Raw genomic sequence first — 19,233 nt, 5'->3', positions numbered from 1 at the left:
TTCGATTGTTTATTCAAATATACAGCGTTTCCAATTCTAAAGCAATAAAACCCCCGCAACTCATTATATTTTTCTTGTCTTCTCTGAATATGCATTTCTCTCTCCACAGTCACAAACATTATATTATTTGGTTATATTATATAACAATCCATAATGTGGAATTATCCATATTACGTATCGCTCAATAAAGCACTGCACCTCATAACCTAGCCCTTGTTTATTAAATAAAGATGCATAACCCAGTCATTTTTTAATATAGGAGTTAATCCCCCTTTTGTTTTAACGCAATACTGCTGGGTAAGTGTTTAAAAATAAGAATCTAGGAGGGAGTCATTATGATCACATTTCTGCCCAGCAACAATTCATCAACGATTACTCTGGAGTTCGATGGAAAGGCCACAAAAGAAGACGCAGAAAAGCTGGATAACTATGTAAAAACCCACTTTACAGACAACCAAAAATTCAACATCATAGCGATTATTCATGATATAGACGGATCTACGATAAAAGGTGTCGTCGACGGGGTAAAATTTGATGCTAAACGCTGGCGGCAGTTTAACAAATTCGCTGTTGTAAGTGAAAAAGACTGGCTGGCGGCATTAACAATGCTGGGAAATTATTTGCCGGGAATTGAGGCAAAGCATTTTGCAAAGGGTCAGCTTGAAGAGGCACGGCGCTGGATAGAATCGAATTGAAATATTATTAGACGGCAGGAGCACTGACTCTCTGCCGTCTTTCAGTTTGTTAAAACAAAACGTCAACGTATTGAAATACTATATGAGCGGAACTTGAGCAAAACCTTTTGGAAAAGGGAAAAATATATTAATCAGCGGCGGTAGATAAGAAACTCTGCTATGGAAAATTACAGCTTGGAAAAACTCCAAGCTGTTTAAATAATTTCATCCGCCAGCACCACTGCCTTAGGTGTCCTGCCGAATTGAGCTGTACCCCAGGTAGTTTCTGCGTAGACTTCAGCAATTGCTGTATATGGGCTGCCATATTTCTCGGCCCATTCCAGTGCGACCACCGTTTCATATAGATACGCAAGCTTTTGCATGAGCGGTTTGGCCTCCAGTTCCTGGGTAACCCGGTCGGATGCAGCATAAACCTGGAGCTCTCCGGCAATTTCATGCAGCTTTTCCTCTGCAAATATAACGAGCTCCGTTTGCTTGATGGCTCTCAGGCGGCTGTTCATCCCATCGATAAACAGTTTATGGACCGAAAACTTATTGACGAGGCGGATGAGCTCATGGGCCAAAATATTGGCGGTTCCTTCCCATACGGTCAATACTTGGGCATCGCGCAAAAGCCTTGGCGTGACGAAATCCTCGATATAACCGTTTCCGCCATGCATTTCGATTGATTCATGGGCAAAATGGATCGCCGTTTCCGCTGTTTCCTTCTTTAATACTGCGATATAAAGGCGATGGAGCAGTACTTCTGTCTCGCTTGCCTTGCCGGATATCACCTTATCATAAAGGGCAATCAGGTCAAACACAGCTGCGACTTCAATCTGCAGTTTGGCTTGAAGTTTCGACAGAGTCTGTTTGACCATAGGATATTCCAGCAGACTATTACCGAACGCATGACGGGCGCTGGCATACTGTTTTGCCTCCTGATAAGCGCGCTTCATGATGCCGATGGACGCGACCGCGTTGCAGATTCTCGATAGGTTCAGAGCCTCCATCATGTAATAGAACCCTCTCGACTCTTCACCAACCACATAAGCTTTTGCCCCGTCGAACTCCACTTCACCGGAAGGAACCGCCCGCACGCCAAGCTTATCTTTCAAACGCCGGATCCGCAGTCCATTCAGTTTCCCGTCGTCTCCCTTCCAGGGAACCGCGAACAAGGTCAGGCCCTTCGATCCTTCCGGGGCACCTTCCCGTCTGGCCAGCACCATTGCCACACCGCACCGGCCAGCATTCGAAGCAAAGTATTTTTCTCCGTAAAGCCGGTAATGCTCGCCATCTTTAACTGCCTCGACAACATTGGCCCCCACATCGGATCCTCCCTGCCGCTCGGTTAAAAAGGTCGCCCCTTCGTATAACTCCGCATCGCCTGTGGAGCAAACATGTGGCAAAAATCTTTCCTTTAACTCATCGCTTCCATAGTGTTCAAGCAAATACGCGGTTGCCATCGTCAGGGTGACCGGACAATAGAACCCGGGATCTGCCTGGGACAATAGATAGCCCAATGCGTAGCTGTAGACATAATTGCCTTTGCGGCCAAGCTCGGGGATTTCCTTGTGAACATACCCAACAATGCCGGTTCCATATGACTCGGCAACTGTTTTCTTATAGCCTTCATTCACCCATACTTCCGACACTTCTTCGCCATATTTGTCATAGCGATTGAGCACCGGTTGGCCTTCCCGGTCGGTATGCTTCGCGCGTACATCAATCTCATTCGCGCATTTTTGCCCGTATTGTGTCAATTGCGCGACAGCATATTCATAAAACTCAGTGGATAGATACTGCTTTAGAATTTTCAGAAGTGTTTCATCCCCTGCGAAAAAATTATCGGCGTATGGACACTTTGCCACTGGCTCTGCTAAAACTTTCATGCCTGCACCACCTTATTTTTTAGGACAGTTTTGAGGATTTTTCCTGAAGCATTCCTCGGCAGCATTTCGACTTGCTCAAATTCACGCGGAATTTTGAATTTGGCAAGATGCTGACTTAGGAACAGTTTTAACTCTTCGGGGTCAACCGGTTCTGCAGCGGCAAAAAATGCGGTGACCGTTTCTCCCCACTCCGGATGTGGTACACCAATCACGGCTGCCTCACGGATGCCGGAGAATTTAACAATCGCATCTTCAATTTCTTTTGGATAGATGTTCACACCGCCTGAAATAATGACATCCTTTTTGCGGTCGACAATCCAGAGATAGCCGTCTTCATCCCGGCGGGCGAGATCCCCGGTCCTGAGCCATTCCCCGATAAATGTGGCCTTGGTCAGATCATCGTTTTTATAATAACCGACCATATTGCCTTCTCCGGACAGGACGATTTCACCGACTTCCCCATCCGCGACATCATTGCCGTTCTCATCAACGATGCGCAGTTCCGTATGAAGAGGTGCCCGTTTACCGATGCTCCCGGTCTTTTCTCCATGCTCTTCCGAATGTAAAATCGTACCGCTCGGCCCCGCTTCCGTCAATCCGTAAACACAGGTTAGCTTGTCTGTCTGAAAGGCCTTAGAAACAAGATCAACCTGTTCGGCCGATAATGGCGAACCTCCATACACCCACCATTTCATCGAAGAAAGATCGTATTTGCCGATATCGGGATGCCCTGCCGTCAGCAAGTAGGCAACCGGCGCACCGAAGAAATGGGTAGACTTTGTTTCTGAAACCGTTTTCAAAAGTAACTCCGGTGTAAATGTCGGCGTCAGTACATGCGTGGAACCGACCACCATGCCGGCCATCAGGAACAGATGAAGCGGTGCGGAATGAGTCAGCGGCATCATGATCAGCAGCCTGCTCTCCGGCTTCACTTCCAATTCAACAGCAATCATATTCGCTACTGTAAGGATATTGCGGTAGTTAAACAAAACTCCTTTGGGATCGCCAGTTGTCCCGGATGTATATAAGATTGTGGAAAGATCATCTTCTTTAAGAGTGCATTTGATTTCAGCACTAGGAGCATTATTTATTAACGCTTCCATGCTCCGCCAGTCACCTATCTGCTCTCCTGTTTTGATTTTTACATCGACCTGCGTGATCGCCTCGATGACAGGGAATATCAATTCATGGGCAATCAGACATTTCGCTTCGGAATGATTGACGACAAACTGCACTTCCTCGAGCGTGAACTTTGCATTGACCGGAACAACAATTGCGCCGATTCTCTGTACAGCAAAATAACTGATCACAAACTCGGGTGTGTTCGGCATATACAAACATATACGGTCTCCTTCCCCAATCCCCTCCGCTCTCAAGGCATTAGCCAGCTGATTTACCTTTTCATCAAGCTCTGCATACGTATAATTTCCCTGTGGGCTGATGATCGCTTCTGTCTTAGGGTACTTACGGGCATTGCGCAACAATAAAGTGGAACTATTCATCGCTCTCCTCCTCCAGCTTACTCAATCTTTTAGAAAACTCTTCCCTCAACTGCAATAACTCTGTTTTCATTTCTGTCAGCTCGGCAATTTTCATATCAATTTCCTGAAGGCGTTGATCCCCATAACGGATGGTCCTTTCCAGCTGTGCCTTCCCAGTGCGGTCATAGTCAAACAGCAACACCATCTCTTTGATCTCCTCCAGGGAAAAGCCATACCTTTTCCCACGAAAAATCAGCTTCAGCTTCGCACATTCCTTTTTGGAATAAACGCGATGGTTGCCTTCCGTGCGCTGTGAACTGAGAAGCCCCAACTCCTCATAATAGCGGATCGTCCTTGCCGAAACACCGAACTGTGCAGCTACCTGTGTGATCGTCTTCAGCTTCTCACCCCCTGCATATAACCCATTATACAATTGACGTTAACGTTAATTTCAATGGTTTTTATAAAAATCTGAAATATCATAAGTGTTCTGTTCTAAAAACAATGTAAATAGCAGAAAAAGAGCAGGTTTGACCTCATCCCTACTATACCCTGTTTCCTATTCAGTTCATTTTATAATAGTCCCGATATCACTCACCATAAGATGTTTAGATTTGTGATTAACTTTGTCTTTGTATTCAGACAAACTATACCATGTTTACGTTACATAACAGGTTTTTGAAACAAAAAAAGAAGGACTTGTAATAGTCCCGTTCAAAATCTACACAATGATATTATACTGCTTACATTTCCTCCAAAACTTTCTCCAACATTAAAACGTCAATTTCCTCCAAAGAAGAGATCGTAAAATCAGCGATAGATAAGTCCATAGGAATCTGTTTATGTTTAATTCCTATCTTTTTCATTCCTGCCCGGTCAGCAGCTGTTAATCCATTTAAGGAATCTTCAATAACGATACACTTTCTAGGTTCCATTCCTAATTTAGCCGCGGTGTGAAGGAAAATCTCGGGATTTGGCTTGCTTTCATTAAACTCTTCTCCACTAACTACGAACTGAAAAAATCCATGCAGATCACATTGATCTATCACGTTATTAATTCGGTCCCTATCTGACGATGAAGCCAGTGCAGCAGGTACACCCTCTCTTTTCAGAGTTTCCAATAGCGGCCGTACTCCCGGGCTTAAGATTTCATCAAAACGGACTTCTTTCGAGTTAAAAAAATCTTTTTGGTATTTTATAAGCTCATCTAAGGGCTGCGTCACATTACAAAATTGTTTTATTAATGCCCATTTGCGATTGGCACTGCCGCCAATAAACTGTGATTGAACTACATCGGGAACTATAATGTTTAACTTTTGAAACAACTCTTTATTTAGTGTCTTAAATACGGGTTCGCTATCTACTATGACACCGTCCATATCAAATATAACTGCAAATGATCTCACTTATTGGTAATCCTCCTCTAAAAGAAAAAGGAGCTATCAAATGAAAGCCCCTTTTCTCTTTAATCCACGTTCCATTCCATGCTTATTAACTGTTCTATTTTATCTAATTCGGTTTTGCCAGTTTCGCTGTTAACTAACGAAGTGTATAAATGGGGAATTACCGTCTCAGCCCCATTTTCAAGACAAGTTTGGACAATTCGATATACGTTATTAACATCAATTCCACCTGTTGGTTCAAAAATCTTCAAACCAGCCTGGGTAGCAGCCTTTACCATTGCTGCTACCTCATCCAATCTCTCATCTCCGTTAATTGGATAGAACTTTACTGAGTGTACACCGATTTCCGCGAGCATCGTAGCTGCCATTTCGCAGGAAACCTTTTCTTTGTATTCGCAGCTGTTTGGTCCTGTAGAAATTATTACTTCCCCAGGTGTTCCGGATGGTTCAATTAATGCATTCACGATCGTGTTAGAAAAATTCAGCTGTGAAATACGACCCAGAGTATAAGCAGCCGCAGGAAAAACTTGATTAATATGTTCAGGGTGGGTCTTGGCTGAAACATCAGCTACCCTTTTCCACATTGCAGGGTCACCTGCTCCCAAGCCTACTGAAACAGGAATGCTGTTACTTTTGAAAAATTCAACTTGTTCAATGGCAGCTTCGTCATTGGGATAATTTTTCACCATTATGCCTACTAAAACACGATCTCCGGCTATATCAACCAGCTCTTTTGCATTATTGACATCCTTTGCTAATACATTAAAAATAACTCTATGTTTCATGTAAGCTGCTCCTCTTTCAGTATGCTCTTAATTGTACTTGCAATAATTTCTTCCTGTCCCTTAAGTAGAGGGCGGGGATCCACAGCTAAGATGCCTATATTGACATAATGATGGCGCAAGTAAATGGCCGGATTACCGGTTTCCAGACGGTGAAGCAGCTGTTCTGCCGTCGCCCCTGCCAAATCCGCATCAACTTCGATTTGTGCCCGATAAATTGCTCTGCCGGCTTCATCCTGCTTTATGGCGCATTTTAGGCCTTTGACTTCCTCCAGGGCTTGGCATAGCTTTGTCATCCGTTCAATTTGTTCTTCAGCATTGTCTTCTTTAAATGGATATTGCTTTAATGCAGTAATGAGGCCGGCCACCCCTTCTTTTCCGATTTTCATTGGGCGTCCAATTCCTTTATATTGCTTTCGGCAAACTTCCATCCATTCTTTTTTTCCACAGATAAAGCCGGACGTTGGTCCTTCCAGGGCCTTTCCGCCGCTGTAGATCACAATGTCAGCACCCATTTTTATATACTTCTGGAAGTCTTCCTCAGCTGCTGCATCAATAATAAACGGGATACTGTGGTTTTTAGCGATTTCCATCATCGTTTTGATGGGCTGCATTCCTTTTTGAACCGCGTGATGAGACTTAACATAGAACAAAGCAGCCGTTTTATCTGTAATGGCCTCCTCAATATGGTCGGCCTCCACTTTATTGGCGCTTCCTACTTCAACCACTTTTCCGCCCCCAACCCGGATCATTTGTCCAATGGTTGCACCAAAGTGGACTTGCTGGCCCTTTTGAATGATGATTTCATTCTTTAGCCCCTCGGAATCTGGCATTCTCTCAATCAAGGTTAAATTATTACCTGTAATGACGGACGCAACTGCAATGGCAATCCCTGCAGCTGCCCCGCAGGTGGGGCAACCGTCTTCAGCTCCTGTGTATTCAGCAATGACCTGTCCAGCGTATTTCATCATCTCATCTATATCCACATAATCCTGAGATGCCTGCTTTATAGCCTCCGCCACTTCGTCACTAACAGCAGATGCTCCTAATGCCGTCATTTTTCCACTGGCATTAATGACCTTGCGTAATCCAAATGATTCAAAAACACTCATTTTTTTCACACCTATTCTAAAGAGATTGGGAAGATTGCTCCAAAGATCATGGCCCCTAAGATCGCTCCGCCCGCAACAGGTTTTTTCCAGACATAGAATATGGCTGCACCAATAATTGATCCGATTCCAATTGGGATGGATGCACTTGCTGCTGAAATGACTATAAGGGGTCCCAGGAAACGGCCGGAGGTATTACCCGCACCCATCATAATGTCTGCTCCAAACGTTGAATTAGATTGATTTACCGTGAACTTTCGAATTCCAATAATGACATACCCCACAATTACTCCAAGCAGGGCTCCTGTAATTAATGCAAGAATAAAATTTTCAAGTGGAGCAGTAATCCCTGCTGCCAGCAATATGGCAGGGACTCCAATACCAATACCTGTTTGCAGCGAACCGCCAATGTCGAGAATCCCTACAAGTGAACCCTCTAAAATTCGGGCAAACAGGAAACTTGCTCCAAATGCAGCCGCAGCTCCATAGCCTGCCCCTTGTAATCCTGCTTCTAGCATTGCAACGATCGCAACATCATTAAAAGCACCGATTTTATAAACATAGTACATATGTGTCCCGGCAAAGATTCCTGATGATAAAAGAGCGACAAAAATCGGGAAGGACCAGTCCGCATACCAAAAGTTTTTGTTCATATCAATTTCTCCTTTTTATTTATCTCATGTTCCATAATGCGAGCAGTTTGTGAGCTCATTTACTTCACCTCTAATCCCAATAATCTATGCAAGTCTTTCAGCCATTCTGGCGTATTAATATACATACTTTCTAATAGCTTTACATCGAATCCGCGGAAAAATGCACTTAATACAAATAGTAGAATAACAGAAGTAATCAATGTTTTCGTGACTTTATTCCATCCACTGTCATCCACGCCTTTACCTATTAAAATCCCTAATACAACACCAGGAACTGCATTCCCCATGATCAGATGAGCAGCACCTCCAAAAATCGTTCCCCAAAAACCGGATCGTTTTCCAGCATCCAATGCTGCAAGCCAGAAGATGACAGGCATTACCGGATTAATTAATAGATTGGCGGCAGGTACAAGTACTTTAACAGCAATAGCCTGCAAAGATTCAGGAATTGCGGATGCTGTAAGGTTTAAGAAAGCAACTACAATAATTCCGATGATAGCACCGGCAATACCCATTTTTTTAGGATTATGCAGGGTATCTTCAGGACGTCTTCCTTTGCGCATAAGAACGGATGCCGCCCAATTCGGGATGATCCGGTGGTCCACATCCTGTGTGAAAGCACCGGCACCAACAGAAGATGCCCATGCATTAAAGAAGAATCCAAGTCCGAAAGAAAAATGGGATGCAGCATCCCCGGCGCAAGCATTCAACTCCCCTAAAGTACGGAATGCCCCCATCCCCTGCACTTTCGGTGCGTGAAACATTCTGGCAGCCCCCGCTCCAACTCCTATACCTACAAGAGCACCGATAATGATCGATTTTATAGCTATTTCCAATACCTCCATGTTCCCCCTCCTATTTCTCTGTCATTTGTTGTTTTCTCAAAATACCATTTACCACTCCACCAGGTTCATCTATTCGCTTAAATTCAATGTCATTTATGTTTAATAATGTACATTGAACTGTGACGTCTAATACCACTTTGTAGGTCTGTCTTTTTCTCGGGAAGAAAAAGAGCATAAACCGTTCTATATAACTCTGTTCAATTGCTTTGACTACCTCTATCCCTAACGGTTCGATGCGAATCATCATGACCTTATGTTCGTCCAGGACTTTTTTTTGTATTTGTCCGAGGGCGAAATTGACGGCATGCTCTTTAGTCTTACCGGTTCCTTGCACTCTGACTTTTTGCTGAATCACTTTTTCCATGGTAGCTACACTCTAGCCTTCATATATGCTTCGGTGATGCGCTTTCCTAATTCCTCAACATCCATGAATCCGAACCCCAACACGCGTTTCCCTTCTTTTACGGCTGTAACACCCTCATCGATGGAACGCATTCCGTAATGGGCAGGATATCCATATTTTGTTTGTGCAGTAATCGCTCCTGCACCGCCACTGCCGCAAAAGGAAATCCCCAAGTCCGCATTTTCCTCTTTCATGATATCTCCAAGGCGCATATCTGCACCAACGCCATTAATCACAATCGCCTTTCCGCCTGCTGCTTCTACCCCTTTAGCTACATTTTGCCCTTTACCTAAACGATCTCCGATTACCACAACAACTTGAGTCATAGCCATTCTTCCTCCTAATTGTTCACTTTTGCTGCTTCAAAATGTATCGAAAGTAAGTATTTCTCACTTTCATCTAAGTCTGAAAAAATCTCACAGACCTGTTTTGCCAAATCAATGGAATCGTCAGAAACATCCTTAAAAAGCAATGGATCTACCTGCTCAATCGATTCTCTGTGTTTGGAACGGTATACCATCCCTGAAATATGGGATAACAAAGACAATAATTGTGATTCTGTCATCTTGATGTTTTTTTGTAACATGAGCTGCTCTGTGAATTGCATCACTTCTTTACATAATTTCGGTTCCTCGCTTTTTTCATAAAGCTCTTGCGTTCTTAATTCCATCGTCCTTCTTGAATGCCACCTTTCCAGTCTTTAAGGTCATATATGGAGTAAGAATTTGATGGCATATCAATTCATCACCTTCCGAATCAGCTAGAAGAGATTCCCCCTCTTCCAGGCCAAAGATTGTCACATCCGCTCTTGTGCCAAGCGTAAATGTCCCTTGTTCAGTTAATAGAAGAGTATCTGCAGCCCGCTTTGTAACGGCTTCCACCACCTCGGTTAATGAATACCCGAGCGCAAGTAACTTCGACATGGTAACCATGAGACTTCCAACAGGATAAGAGAAATTCTTCCTGTAGATATCTGTGCTAATTGTAAAAGCCATATCATATTTTTCCTTAAACCTTCTCATCGTTTTATAGCTAAAACTCGAGGTACCATGGCCAATATCAAATCGGACACCTCTTCCAATAGCGCTTGAAGCTTCTGGAATCAATTCTCCCTCCTCATTTAAAACTCCATGTTTTTTCCCATGAAATGCATGTGTAACAATATCCCCCTTTTTAAGAAGTGGGAATATCTCCTGTAAGTATGGAGGTGGATTCCCAATATGAACCATGATCGGTTTATGTAAATGGTCTGCAATGTTTCTTGCATGTTTTAGAGGCTGAATCCCACTTTCCTTTACAACAGATCCGCTCATTCGGGCTTTTAAGCCAACGATATTTTTCTCTCTTTTGAAGATTTGCTCGGCTTCCTCAAGAGTCATCAAATCACGCAAGTTCGCAAGTTCTGAAAGTCCATGACATAGCCCCTTTCGGGAAATATTTATCAACGTCAAGATCTCAGTTTTGCTTGAGTTGATAATCTCTTCCTTGAGCAAACTGTAATTGTCAAAACCAGAACTGCCTGCATCCACGATGGTTGTGACTCCTTGTTCTACTCCTACTGTATCCGGTTCAATGCCCAATTCTGTGTAATCCTTAAAGATATGAGCATGTAAATCAATAAATCCCGGAGAAACATAATAGCCAGATGCATTGATGTACTGAATCTCTTTGCGATCCTGTGTCTGCACCTGTTGAATAGACGCAAATTTTCCGTTTAGAATGCCGATATCCATTTTTGTAATTGTTAAGGCTTCTGGGTCAATGACAAAGCCATCTTGAATGATTACTGCTTCATTCATACATTCACTTCCATTTTTTTAAGTATTGTAATAGAGTAAGAACTTCTGCATCATGGACATGCAAGTCTTTATCTTTCAAAATACTTCGGACCTTAATCATTATTTCCTCATCACTGTCTAATACCGGATGGTTGGTGTGGAAATACTGATCATATTGCTTGTCAAAATAATACCGGTGAACCATTAAGAACACATGCATCTGAAAAGCATTTTTCCAATTTTCTTGTGATTCAATTGGAAAAGCTTCTAGCAATGCCTGGGCTACTTCAAAGCCCTTTAAAATAATCTCCTGGCTGATGGTTTCCGTATCATCGTGGCTGGACTGAAACTCCCGCTTCTCAATAAGATGATTGATTTCGTCTGCTTCCGCCCCAATGAGCGACTTCATTTGTTCTCTGATCGCCTCAATATCACGTTTTCCCGGAAGCGGTTCTACGACTACAACAGGGATACTTGTTTCAATATGGAAAACGCTTACAATCATATCCACCTTTTCCTGTTCGCATATCTCTTCTACTTCAAGAAGGGAACAATAAGCGACAATATCCACTGCTGGAATTTCTTTTTCAACCCGGTTCTTTATCAGGCGGGCTACTCCTCTTCCTGTTGAGCATACATAAAGAACCCTTACGTTCCGCTTTGGCTTAAATGTACATTCATAAGATACCAGAAAGTGAAGGACAATTAAGGAAATAAAAGAATCCTGGATAAGCAAATTATGCTGTTTTATATAACGACGACACGCCTCTTGAACGTTTTTAAAAAGCTCGGGATTGTTTCTTTTAATCTCGTCCTCGATCGGATTAATTTCTTTTAAATAAAGGGACCCGTTGTGGAACCTTAACGACAAGTGGGCAAGCAGATTGCTGTAAAGCTTTGGATCTTTTTTATAATCTATTCCCTCAATATCGCTGACGTATTGGATGATTTTTCCTGTTACATCTACAGCATCCACCGGTTCGGTTTCTTTCTCGAGACTGCCTGTTACATAGAGAAATTCCTCTTCCAATAATGGCAGCTGCTGATCTGCCAGAACCTTTTCCATAACAGAAGCCACATAGTAAGATCCATCATCCTTGAGCTCAGATTGATCTAGAATACGATAGCTGCTGATGGTATGGCCCATATTTAGTCTAACAACCGAAAAAGTAATGCGAAACAGTATCTTCAGCAAATCGGAGAGACGAATTAACGGAGCCAATGAAGGATTATACAACTCCCTCATTTGGTTCTCAATTGCTATATAGACATCCTTTAATTTATCTTCGATAGGGAGGCCAGCATCCACTTCACGGTCTTTCTTTGTGATACGAGTCGTCATTTTATAAATCTCATAATCATCTAGCACGCTATAAATCACGTATTCAAACATCAACCGTATTTGAAGCTCTTCCCCTAATAGTCTGTATCCTGTCCTTTGTTTGCGTTCAAGAATCAACCCCCACGAGCAAAGAATTTCTTCCACATTATTCAAATCGCTCAAGATGGTATTCCTGCTAACTTCCAATGAATCAGACAGTTCGGCAGCAGTAATATACTCATTGCTTAATATCAACGTCAGGATAATTTTCCTTATGCGAACCGACTGGTCTGGATAAATATTGGAGCGTTCAAACTGAGAAAGGATTGTCCGCAAATTCATTCGGTCATGATCGCTGCACTCAATCCAAATCCCTTTATTTGTTTGTGAATGCAGTTCTTGCTCCTGAGCTTTAAACCACTCTCTTACAATTTCCAAATCATACTTAATCGTTCGTGTACTAACCCCATATTCCTCTGATAAATCCTTAATCCTCAATGGAGATTTAGCTATTAATAACTTGTTTGCCAGCTGAAAGGTTCTTGTCGTTAACATATCCTCACCGCTCTACTAGTAGTTGTTGCGTATAATCGATTATGACTTTAATTATAAAAAAAGGTTCCGCTACCGAACAGACAAAATTACTTCACCTTCATTAGTGAAATTAAAATTCATCAGAATTTTCAAAAATATTATTATCGTAATGAACATAACTGCTAAATTAAAAAAAGTTAAGCCGATGTTAAAGTCCCCAGGTTGATGACACTACGCTCAACTACTATTTTAGATGATTTTTAGAAGATACGATTGAGGAGTCATCATGTTGACAGCATCAAAGGGATGTTGGACGAATGGAGAGAAATCGTGTTTTGACATTTTGTGAAGAAAATATCCTTAGTAAATTAGTCGAGTTTCGTGTTTTTAAAAACAAGTCGCAACATTAGTTGGTAATGCTTTTACGGCCATTCCATCGTTGTTGAACCATACGTCATTTAGCTATGTATGGCGATATTAAACAAAATTGCATTCTTATACGTGCAATGAAGTGTCTGGATAAACACAGTTGAAAGTAATTATCAACTCTTAGCGCCTCAAGTCTTACGTCCTATCTATTCGTACGTCTTGACAACCGAGATAAATCCCCCGCTCATTCTGAAGTATCAACTATATAGAAAAAGTCTACATAAAAATTGCAACCCTCACTTGTTAAGATCAGGATCACCGTGTAACTCTGAAATAAAAATAGGGGCTGCCCTAAAAGTGGTATTTCAGCCGAAGCCTTAAAAAAAGTAAAATCCAAGAATGCTGTTAAATCAACATTCTTGGGTTTTTAATTTGAGTGCATTTTACTCTAATATGGACTTTTTAGACAGCCCCCTGTCAAAACTCATATTGAATACATACCATTAGTGAACACACATAATATGTGCTACTTTCCTGCTTATGTTAATACGGTGACCTACTACTGTGTTTTTGGACTAGCATTACACAGTTCTGTTCGTCGAACGATTTAAAATGGTGTTACCTACTTTTTGCATTTGATCTTGATCATATATTTCGTCAAATTCCAATTTTCTTTTCCCGTATTGAATTTTCAGCCCGCGCTCCAGAATTCCATCTTTAAACCAGTTTACGTTAATCACAGTTTGGTAGCGGAATTTATCCATGTGATTTAGGTCCTTCGTCAAAAATAAAACTCTTTTGTTTGTCGGAATTAAATATCCTTTGATTTCTTTTTTGCTCGACTTATCAAACTCGCAGAAAATAAAGGTCAAAGCTTTTTCATTCGGTTCAAAGACTCGCTGCACCAGCGATAAGAAGAACGGTTTATTTTTTTTAATTTCATTATATTCATATAGCGAATATCCCTGCCCGCTATTATCAAGCACTTTGGAAATTAGCGCTTCCACTTCTCTTCGCTCTCGTTCTTCCTGTTGTCTCCTTTGAGCCTCTTTTTCCTCACGTCTTTGCAATTGGAGTTGCTGCTGCTCGGCTCTCTTCTGTTGTTTAGATGCTTTTCGTTCCTGACTGAGCTTTTCTTTTTCAGCGCGATATTGAACTACTCTTTCTTTCACCATAGCCGGGTCTTGATTTTTAGCCAGCACCTTGACAAAAATGTCCTCTACCTTATGACAAACAGTCCGGTAAATACCCAAATCTAATCCCTCCTGTTAACTTATCATCTTTTTAGCTACATAAAATCTTCTTCCTAACCAGATAAGAACCATTGCACCCAAACCACCGGCCGACGCAGTTTGATTGGCAGTTTTCTTTTCCTCGAATTCTTTAAATCCCATCGCGTAAAATTCTTTAAAGATAAGTTCACCTTTGCGATATTCGGCTGGAATAACCAATTCTTCTCCTTTTTGTCCTAAAGCAAGCCCTGCGTTTTGAATTTCAACTATTTCCTTATTTGATTCAAAACCTTCTTTGTACCATTCCTTAAATTTTTCATTGGCCAGGTTTGGTTCTTTATATTCCAGCATTGTAAATGCGGCCTCGTACCCCTGGTTAAAATACTCTTCTTTTAACTCCGATTGAGCTTGTTCATAACCCTCTTCATATGCTGTGATATATATTTCTTCCACATCATTAGGAGGGGCATGAGTATCTTTCTTGCCGTCCGTATATCCCAGTTCGATAAATTCTTTTTTCTTAACCTCGACACGTTCTGCTACAGCTTTATTAAAACCATCTTCAAATGCTTTCTTCAGGCCTGCATGCGATGAATAGTTAGCGGGTACAGCTATATCATTCTGTTTTTGCCCTAGTAAATAGCCTTCATTCGTTGCAGCAGTTTTCTCGGCTTCGATCTTTTTCTTTCCTTCTTCATAACCTTTAGTGTAGCCGGCAGAATAACCTTCTTGATAAGCAATAGATCCACGTCCTGCAATGCTATTGCTTGCCGCTTCCTGATATCCATCCTCTAAACCTTTAGCAGATCCTTCTTTTTCACCATTTGCTCTGTCTTGCTGGTCTTGATTAAATTGGACTTGTTCAGGGCTATTATTGATTTTGGTTCTGTCATAACCGCTTGGCGGTTCACAAGGAATGCCGTCATCCACCTGGCCATTCCCCCAACCGTCAAGATTTTCCGGATCATAGGTGGCAGAATAACCCTTTGCGTTCCAATATTGTACAACCTCATCATATGAAGCAAATTCGGAGCAATCCTTATCGCTTGAGGTAACCGGTGTACTAGTGGAAGAACCGCCGGATGAACCTCCTAACGATGATCCCCCTCCATTGTGGTAATGATATCCAGAACATAGCCCCTTAGCAATAGACTTTGCGCTGCAATTATGGCCACCGCTCGCGTCCAATCCGCCTGAGTGTGCATAAGTCATTGTTCCAGAGAAAAAAGTAAATAACAGAATAAAGATACCAATTCTTTTCCACATGTTTGTTCCCCCTATCATTTTAAAAATCTATAATGGCATGTTAAGAAACCAATCTTCTGCGGGTTTTGAACAAATGAATCAGTTCAATAAAAATTACGATCAATACCAACCACCACATGGAAGCGTACAGAACAAACAGAAATACATTTATAAACCATCTTCGTGCTCTTAACCTGTGGGCAATTATGGGGTTTACTCCAAAAATACTGCGCTTAATCCACGGTAAAAGAAAGAAGCAAAGAGTTACAATTAAACCGGTAACGGCATATGCATCACTTACCTCTTCTTCCGTAGCCGCCATTTCAGAATCAACCTCTTCATCAACAGTTAATTCTTGCTGTTTATCTTTAGACTTATCAGAATCATTCCTTGATTCCTCATTTGTTTCGATTGCCTGTGAATCTTGTTCTGTTTGGGCGCTTGTTTCTGCATAAGCAGGTTTACTTTCTTCTGCCGGTTTTAAAGAGGCATACATTCCTGTATAGTTTGACTTTGCATATTGCATAGCGGCATTTACTTCCGCTTCATATTTATAGGAACCGTAATCATAAAAATCTTCAACCAATCCAGCCTTGGTAATTTCCTCTTGATGAAGCTTATCGTTCACCCATACCCAGACTAATAAACGATCATACTTATCATAAAGTTCGCTTCCATCTGTCTCCAAGGTTATGTTTCCTTGATTCAGAAAAGAACAAGTAAAGTCACTGGCTTCCTGTCCATACGGTTCGATTTCGTTTGTGCTTTCCGGTGTATCAATATATAGAAAACGAGATTTATATGTATTTCCGTCAATAATGAAATGCGCTGTATCCCCATCAACACATTTCGATAAAGTCGCAGAATATTTAGTTCCCGTCTTCAATTCTGCAGCAGCTGGTGCGGCAACCGCAGGCGATTGGGACTTCGGGGCTTGAGCAGGTACTGAAGCTGGGGCCGCTTCCGGTTCTGCAGCAGGTTCCCCTGTAGGAAAAGAATATCCTTCAAGATCAATAGTGTTAGCACTTAATGTACTAGTACAAGCACTATTGGTGTTGTTTTGTTTGATTAGCGCAATGAGTTCTTGTACATTATTTGCCGTTTGTGCTAAAGGTGTTGGACTGTGCATAAGGTAAACACAGTCTGCTCTACGAAAATGACCACCCAGTTCATCTCTTGCTCCATTATGGGCAAATGTTTGATTAGGCATAAGAAAAGACGTTATAAGAACGATGAAAGTTAACAGCAATAGTTGATGCGATTTCAACATATGATTCCCCCTAAAGTATTTATCTCTATATAGTCAGATTATATCACCTTATCCCAGATATTAGTATAAAAACAGTAAAAATAGTAAAATTGTATTTTTCAAGGAATAGTCTAATTCACTTTTAAAAAAAAGAAAGCAACAAAACCAAAACTGGTCATGTTGCCTTCTTTATAAATTACGTGGACAAATCTATTGTCTTACCAATATTCACTATTGGATTCTGCAACTTTGGATTCATTCCTAAAAAATTCATTTTGCTCATATACCGTATTGCTTTGCTGGTAACGCTCTTTAAGATAAGCGGCAAGTTCTAGATCAGTACAATAAACATAGCAGCCCTTTTGCCCTCGAGTCATTAAGGTTCTATAAGTATTACGGATGATATCATCTGCAAGTTTCTTAGCCTTTTCCGGATCTTCCTTCATCATTTTCTTTAAACCTTTTAGTGAAGAATCCGTCTTCGCTCTTTTTGTATGATCTGTGATAACTTGTCCAGCTTCGTACCGCATGTCATCTCCAATGATGACTCCAACATATTCAAACTCCAGCCCCTGGCATGTATGAATACAGCCTGCTTCCTTCACAGATTCGGGGTCAATTGCCCACGTATCCGAGTTTCCAAGGTTCCAGCTCATTTTAAAATCGTAGTTTTCAAGAACAATGTCATGATAATTAGGGTTGCTTTTCCCTTCTTGATCCCAGTTCCAGCAATATCCCGCAACTATTCTCGACTTGTTGTTACCATTTTTGCTTTCAATTTCTTTTCGCATGTCATTCGGATTATCAAATACGCGGAAATCATACTGACTGCCGATATAGTCCGAGTTTGCTGTCTCTCGAATTTGAAGAACATCATCCAGCTAAGCCAAATATCCATCCGAGCCGTTGCAGCGGAATTGCGATTCCAAGTTCATAATAGTCAGGTTCGCATTGTTTTCTTTTGCAATTCTTTCAATTTCACTTAAGCTCCCGGCATCCTTAAATGTCACTCGCTGTCTTTCATCGATAAAAAAGATTGAGAACTTTGAAGCCTCGATTATTTCCTTCGTTTGGTTCTCTCCAAGATTACTGAACATCCCCGACTTCAAATTCAATCTGTGGGCTTCATCCACAATAAGCACATCAAACTCATCCTTAGGAGCATTAATATAGCTGCCAGATCCTTTAAAAAGGTTATCGATGTGTCCCTTTCTGAAATCACGCTTCAGCTTCGCAGAATATATATTTCTCGGTGCCGAATTCTTCGTAACATACTGACATACCAAGCTTTGATTGGTTAAGGAAACTAAAAGATTGATAGCTAACACCGATTTCCCCGTCCCAGGACCACCTTTCACAATCAATACCTGTTTCGTATCCGTACGAATCGCTTCTTTTGCCAAATGAACGGCTTCCTCATAAACAACTTTTTGATCATCTATCATTACAAACTCATCGTTACCTTGCAGCATTAGATTGAGAGAATCCTGTAAAGACTTGGACGGTCTGATACGCCCATTTTCAATCTTATAGAGATTTTCTTTATTGTCGCCAAACTGTATGTAACGCTTGATAAAATCCCGCAGCTTCTTAGCCTGCCCTTTCACAAAAACAGGTGCTTTTTCAATATAATAATCATAAATTGGATCCGTTAATGGATCATGCTCACCTTGATTTAAGTAATTATGTAAATACGCACAAGGATATAATCTCATATCTTCGTTCTGCGCATTTTCGTTGTAATCCTTGATCAAAGAAGCATATGACCAGGCCTGATAAGAGGGATGCGTAGTCTCCACCAATCCCCGATTCATCGCCGTCTTCACAATCGCTTCTTTTCCTGTGATAGCCTCAACCGACTCCCATTGCTTTAACTCAACAATAACTATTGAATTATTCTCAGCATCTCTACCTGAAATCAGAAAATCTACTCGTCTCGATGTATGCGGTATCTTAAACTCAATCGCAACACCGGCATCACCGGGAATATCGCTATCACTCAAAACCCTATACATGTACTGCATAGAGTTATCCCATGCACGAACTTCCCGTTCATTAATCTTGCCGATCTTGGAATTATAATTTTTGCAGATATTATTGACTAACTCATCGTGGAAGACGTCTTGAAGAAACTCATATTTTGTAGCTTCATATACAATCATGTTATTCATTCCCTGTTTAATGGTTTTCTTTTATTATTTCAGGCGTGTTGATTAACCAGTTTTATACAGTAAAATAAATGAAAAAAAGACACTTTTCTTGT

At 41.5% G+C, this 19,233-nt stretch carries 17 protein-coding genes and 2 pseudogenes; 1 reads left to right on the top strand and 18 read right to left on the bottom strand.

Features of this window, described 5'->3' with window-relative positions:
- Nucleotides 1-335 precede the first annotated feature (335 nt).
- Nucleotides 336-695 carry an STAS/SEC14 domain-containing protein gene (locus CU633_RS18025; protein ID WP_101661962.1) on the top strand — a complete coding sequence of 120 codons (360 nt, stop codon included), beginning with the start codon at nucleotides 336-338 and terminating at the stop codon, nucleotides 693-695.
- Nucleotides 696-889: 194 nt separating this feature from the next.
- Here the strand turns inward: CU633_RS18025 and CU633_RS18020 are convergent, their stop codons facing one another.
- From CU633_RS18020 to CU633_RS17940, 18 genes and pseudogenes are all read right to left on the bottom strand, one after another.
- Nucleotides 890-2,566, bottom strand: coding sequence for an acyl-CoA dehydrogenase family protein (locus tag CU633_RS18020; protein WP_101661961.1), 1,677 nt, complete (start codon nucleotides 2,564-2,566; stop codon nucleotides 890-892).
- The gene (locus tag CU633_RS18015) at nucleotides 2,563-4,068 is read right to left on the bottom strand and encodes a class I adenylate-forming enzyme family protein (RefSeq protein WP_101661960.1); all 1,506 of its coding nucleotides are present in this window, start codon (nucleotides 4,066-4,068) and stop codon (nucleotides 2,563-2,565) included. Before CU633_RS18015 ends, CU633_RS18020 begins: the two co-directional genes overlap by 4 nt.
- Nucleotides 4,061-4,447: a MerR family transcriptional regulator gene (locus tag CU633_RS18010; protein ID WP_101662006.1), complete on the bottom strand. Its 387-nt coding sequence runs from the start codon at nucleotides 4,445-4,447 to the stop codon at nucleotides 4,061-4,063. The genes CU633_RS18015 and CU633_RS18010 overlap by 8 nt, the downstream gene beginning before the upstream one ends.
- A 343-nt stretch (nucleotides 4,448-4,790) precedes the next feature.
- A complete protein-coding gene (locus CU633_RS18005) occupies nucleotides 4,791-5,453 on the bottom strand; it encodes an HAD family hydrolase (RefSeq protein WP_101661959.1) in 663 nt (220 codons plus the stop codon).
- A gap of 59 nt (nucleotides 5,454-5,512) precedes the next feature.
- Nucleotides 5,513-6,235, bottom strand: a complete 723-nt coding sequence (locus CU633_RS18000; protein WP_101661958.1) for a KDGP aldolase — start codon at nucleotides 6,233-6,235, stop codon at nucleotides 5,513-5,515.
- Nucleotides 6,232-7,344, bottom strand: coding sequence for a DgaE family pyridoxal phosphate-dependent ammonia lyase (locus CU633_RS17995; protein WP_101661957.1), 1,113 nt, complete (start codon nucleotides 7,342-7,344; stop codon nucleotides 6,232-6,234). The genes CU633_RS18000 and CU633_RS17995 overlap by 4 nt, the downstream gene beginning before the upstream one ends.
- An 11-nt stretch (nucleotides 7,345-7,355) precedes the next feature.
- A complete protein-coding gene (locus tag CU633_RS17990) occupies nucleotides 7,356-7,994 on the bottom strand; it encodes a DUF4310 family protein (RefSeq protein WP_101661956.1) in 639 nt (212 codons plus the stop codon).
- 59 nt (nucleotides 7,995-8,053) lie between these two features.
- Nucleotides 8,054-8,839: a DUF4311 domain-containing protein gene (locus tag CU633_RS17985; protein ID WP_101577487.1), complete on the bottom strand. Its 786-nt coding sequence runs from the start codon at nucleotides 8,837-8,839 to the stop codon at nucleotides 8,054-8,056.
- Nucleotides 8,840-8,849: 10 nt separating this feature from the next.
- A complete protein-coding gene (locus CU633_RS17980) occupies nucleotides 8,850-9,203 on the bottom strand; it encodes a DUF4312 family protein (protein WP_101577486.1) in 354 nt (117 codons plus the stop codon).
- Between the two features lie 5 nt (nucleotides 9,204-9,208).
- The gene (locus tag CU633_RS17975; RefSeq protein WP_101577485.1) at nucleotides 9,209-9,568 is read right to left on the bottom strand and encodes a glycine-rich SFCGS family protein; all 360 of its coding nucleotides are present in this window, start codon (nucleotides 9,566-9,568) and stop codon (nucleotides 9,209-9,211) included.
- Between the two features lie 14 nt (nucleotides 9,569-9,582).
- Entirely contained in the window at nucleotides 9,583-9,912 is a 330-nt protein-coding gene (locus CU633_RS17970) for a PRD domain-containing protein (protein WP_101661955.1), read from the bottom strand.
- Entirely contained in the window at nucleotides 9,884-11,041 is a 1,158-nt protein-coding gene (locus CU633_RS17965; RefSeq protein WP_101577483.1) for an amidohydrolase/deacetylase family metallohydrolase, read from the bottom strand. The genes CU633_RS17970 and CU633_RS17965 overlap by 29 nt, the downstream gene beginning before the upstream one ends.
- Nucleotides 11,042-11,045: 4 nt before the next feature.
- Nucleotides 11,046-12,896, bottom strand: coding sequence for a BglG family transcription antiterminator (locus CU633_RS17960; RefSeq protein WP_101661954.1), 1,851 nt, complete (start codon nucleotides 12,894-12,896; stop codon nucleotides 11,046-11,048).
- Nucleotides 12,897-13,825: 929 nt separating this feature from the next.
- Nucleotides 13,826-14,497 carry a PH domain-containing protein gene (locus CU633_RS17955; RefSeq protein ID WP_101661953.1) on the bottom strand — a complete coding sequence of 224 codons (672 nt, stop codon included), beginning with the start codon at nucleotides 14,495-14,497 and terminating at the stop codon, nucleotides 13,826-13,828.
- Between the two features lie 15 nt (nucleotides 14,498-14,512).
- Complete coding sequence (locus CU633_RS17950; protein WP_257959022.1) at nucleotides 14,513-15,406, bottom strand: hypothetical protein; 894 nt, start codon at nucleotides 15,404-15,406, stop codon at nucleotides 14,513-14,515.
- Nucleotides 15,407-15,598: 192 nt separating this feature from the next.
- Nucleotides 15,599-15,688: pseudogene (locus CU633_RS23680) on the bottom strand (YHYH domain-containing protein); the annotation flags it as partial.
- Between the two features lie 94 nt (nucleotides 15,689-15,782).
- On the bottom strand, nucleotides 15,783-16,991 hold the full coding sequence (locus tag CU633_RS17945; RefSeq protein WP_257959020.1) for a thermonuclease family protein: 1,209 nt from the start codon (nucleotides 16,989-16,991) through the stop codon (nucleotides 15,783-15,785).
- A gap of 197 nt (nucleotides 16,992-17,188) precedes the next feature.
- Nucleotides 17,189-19,132: pseudogene (locus CU633_RS17940) on the bottom strand (DNA/RNA helicase domain-containing protein).
- Nucleotides 19,133-19,233 lie beyond the last annotated feature (101 nt).

The sequence above is a fragment of the Bacillus sp. V3-13 genome, from assembly GCF_002860165.1.
GTDB lineage: Bacteria > Bacillota > Bacilli > Bacillales > Cytobacillaceae > Bacillus_BJ.
This window is presented reverse-complemented; position numbering and strand designations above follow the sequence as displayed.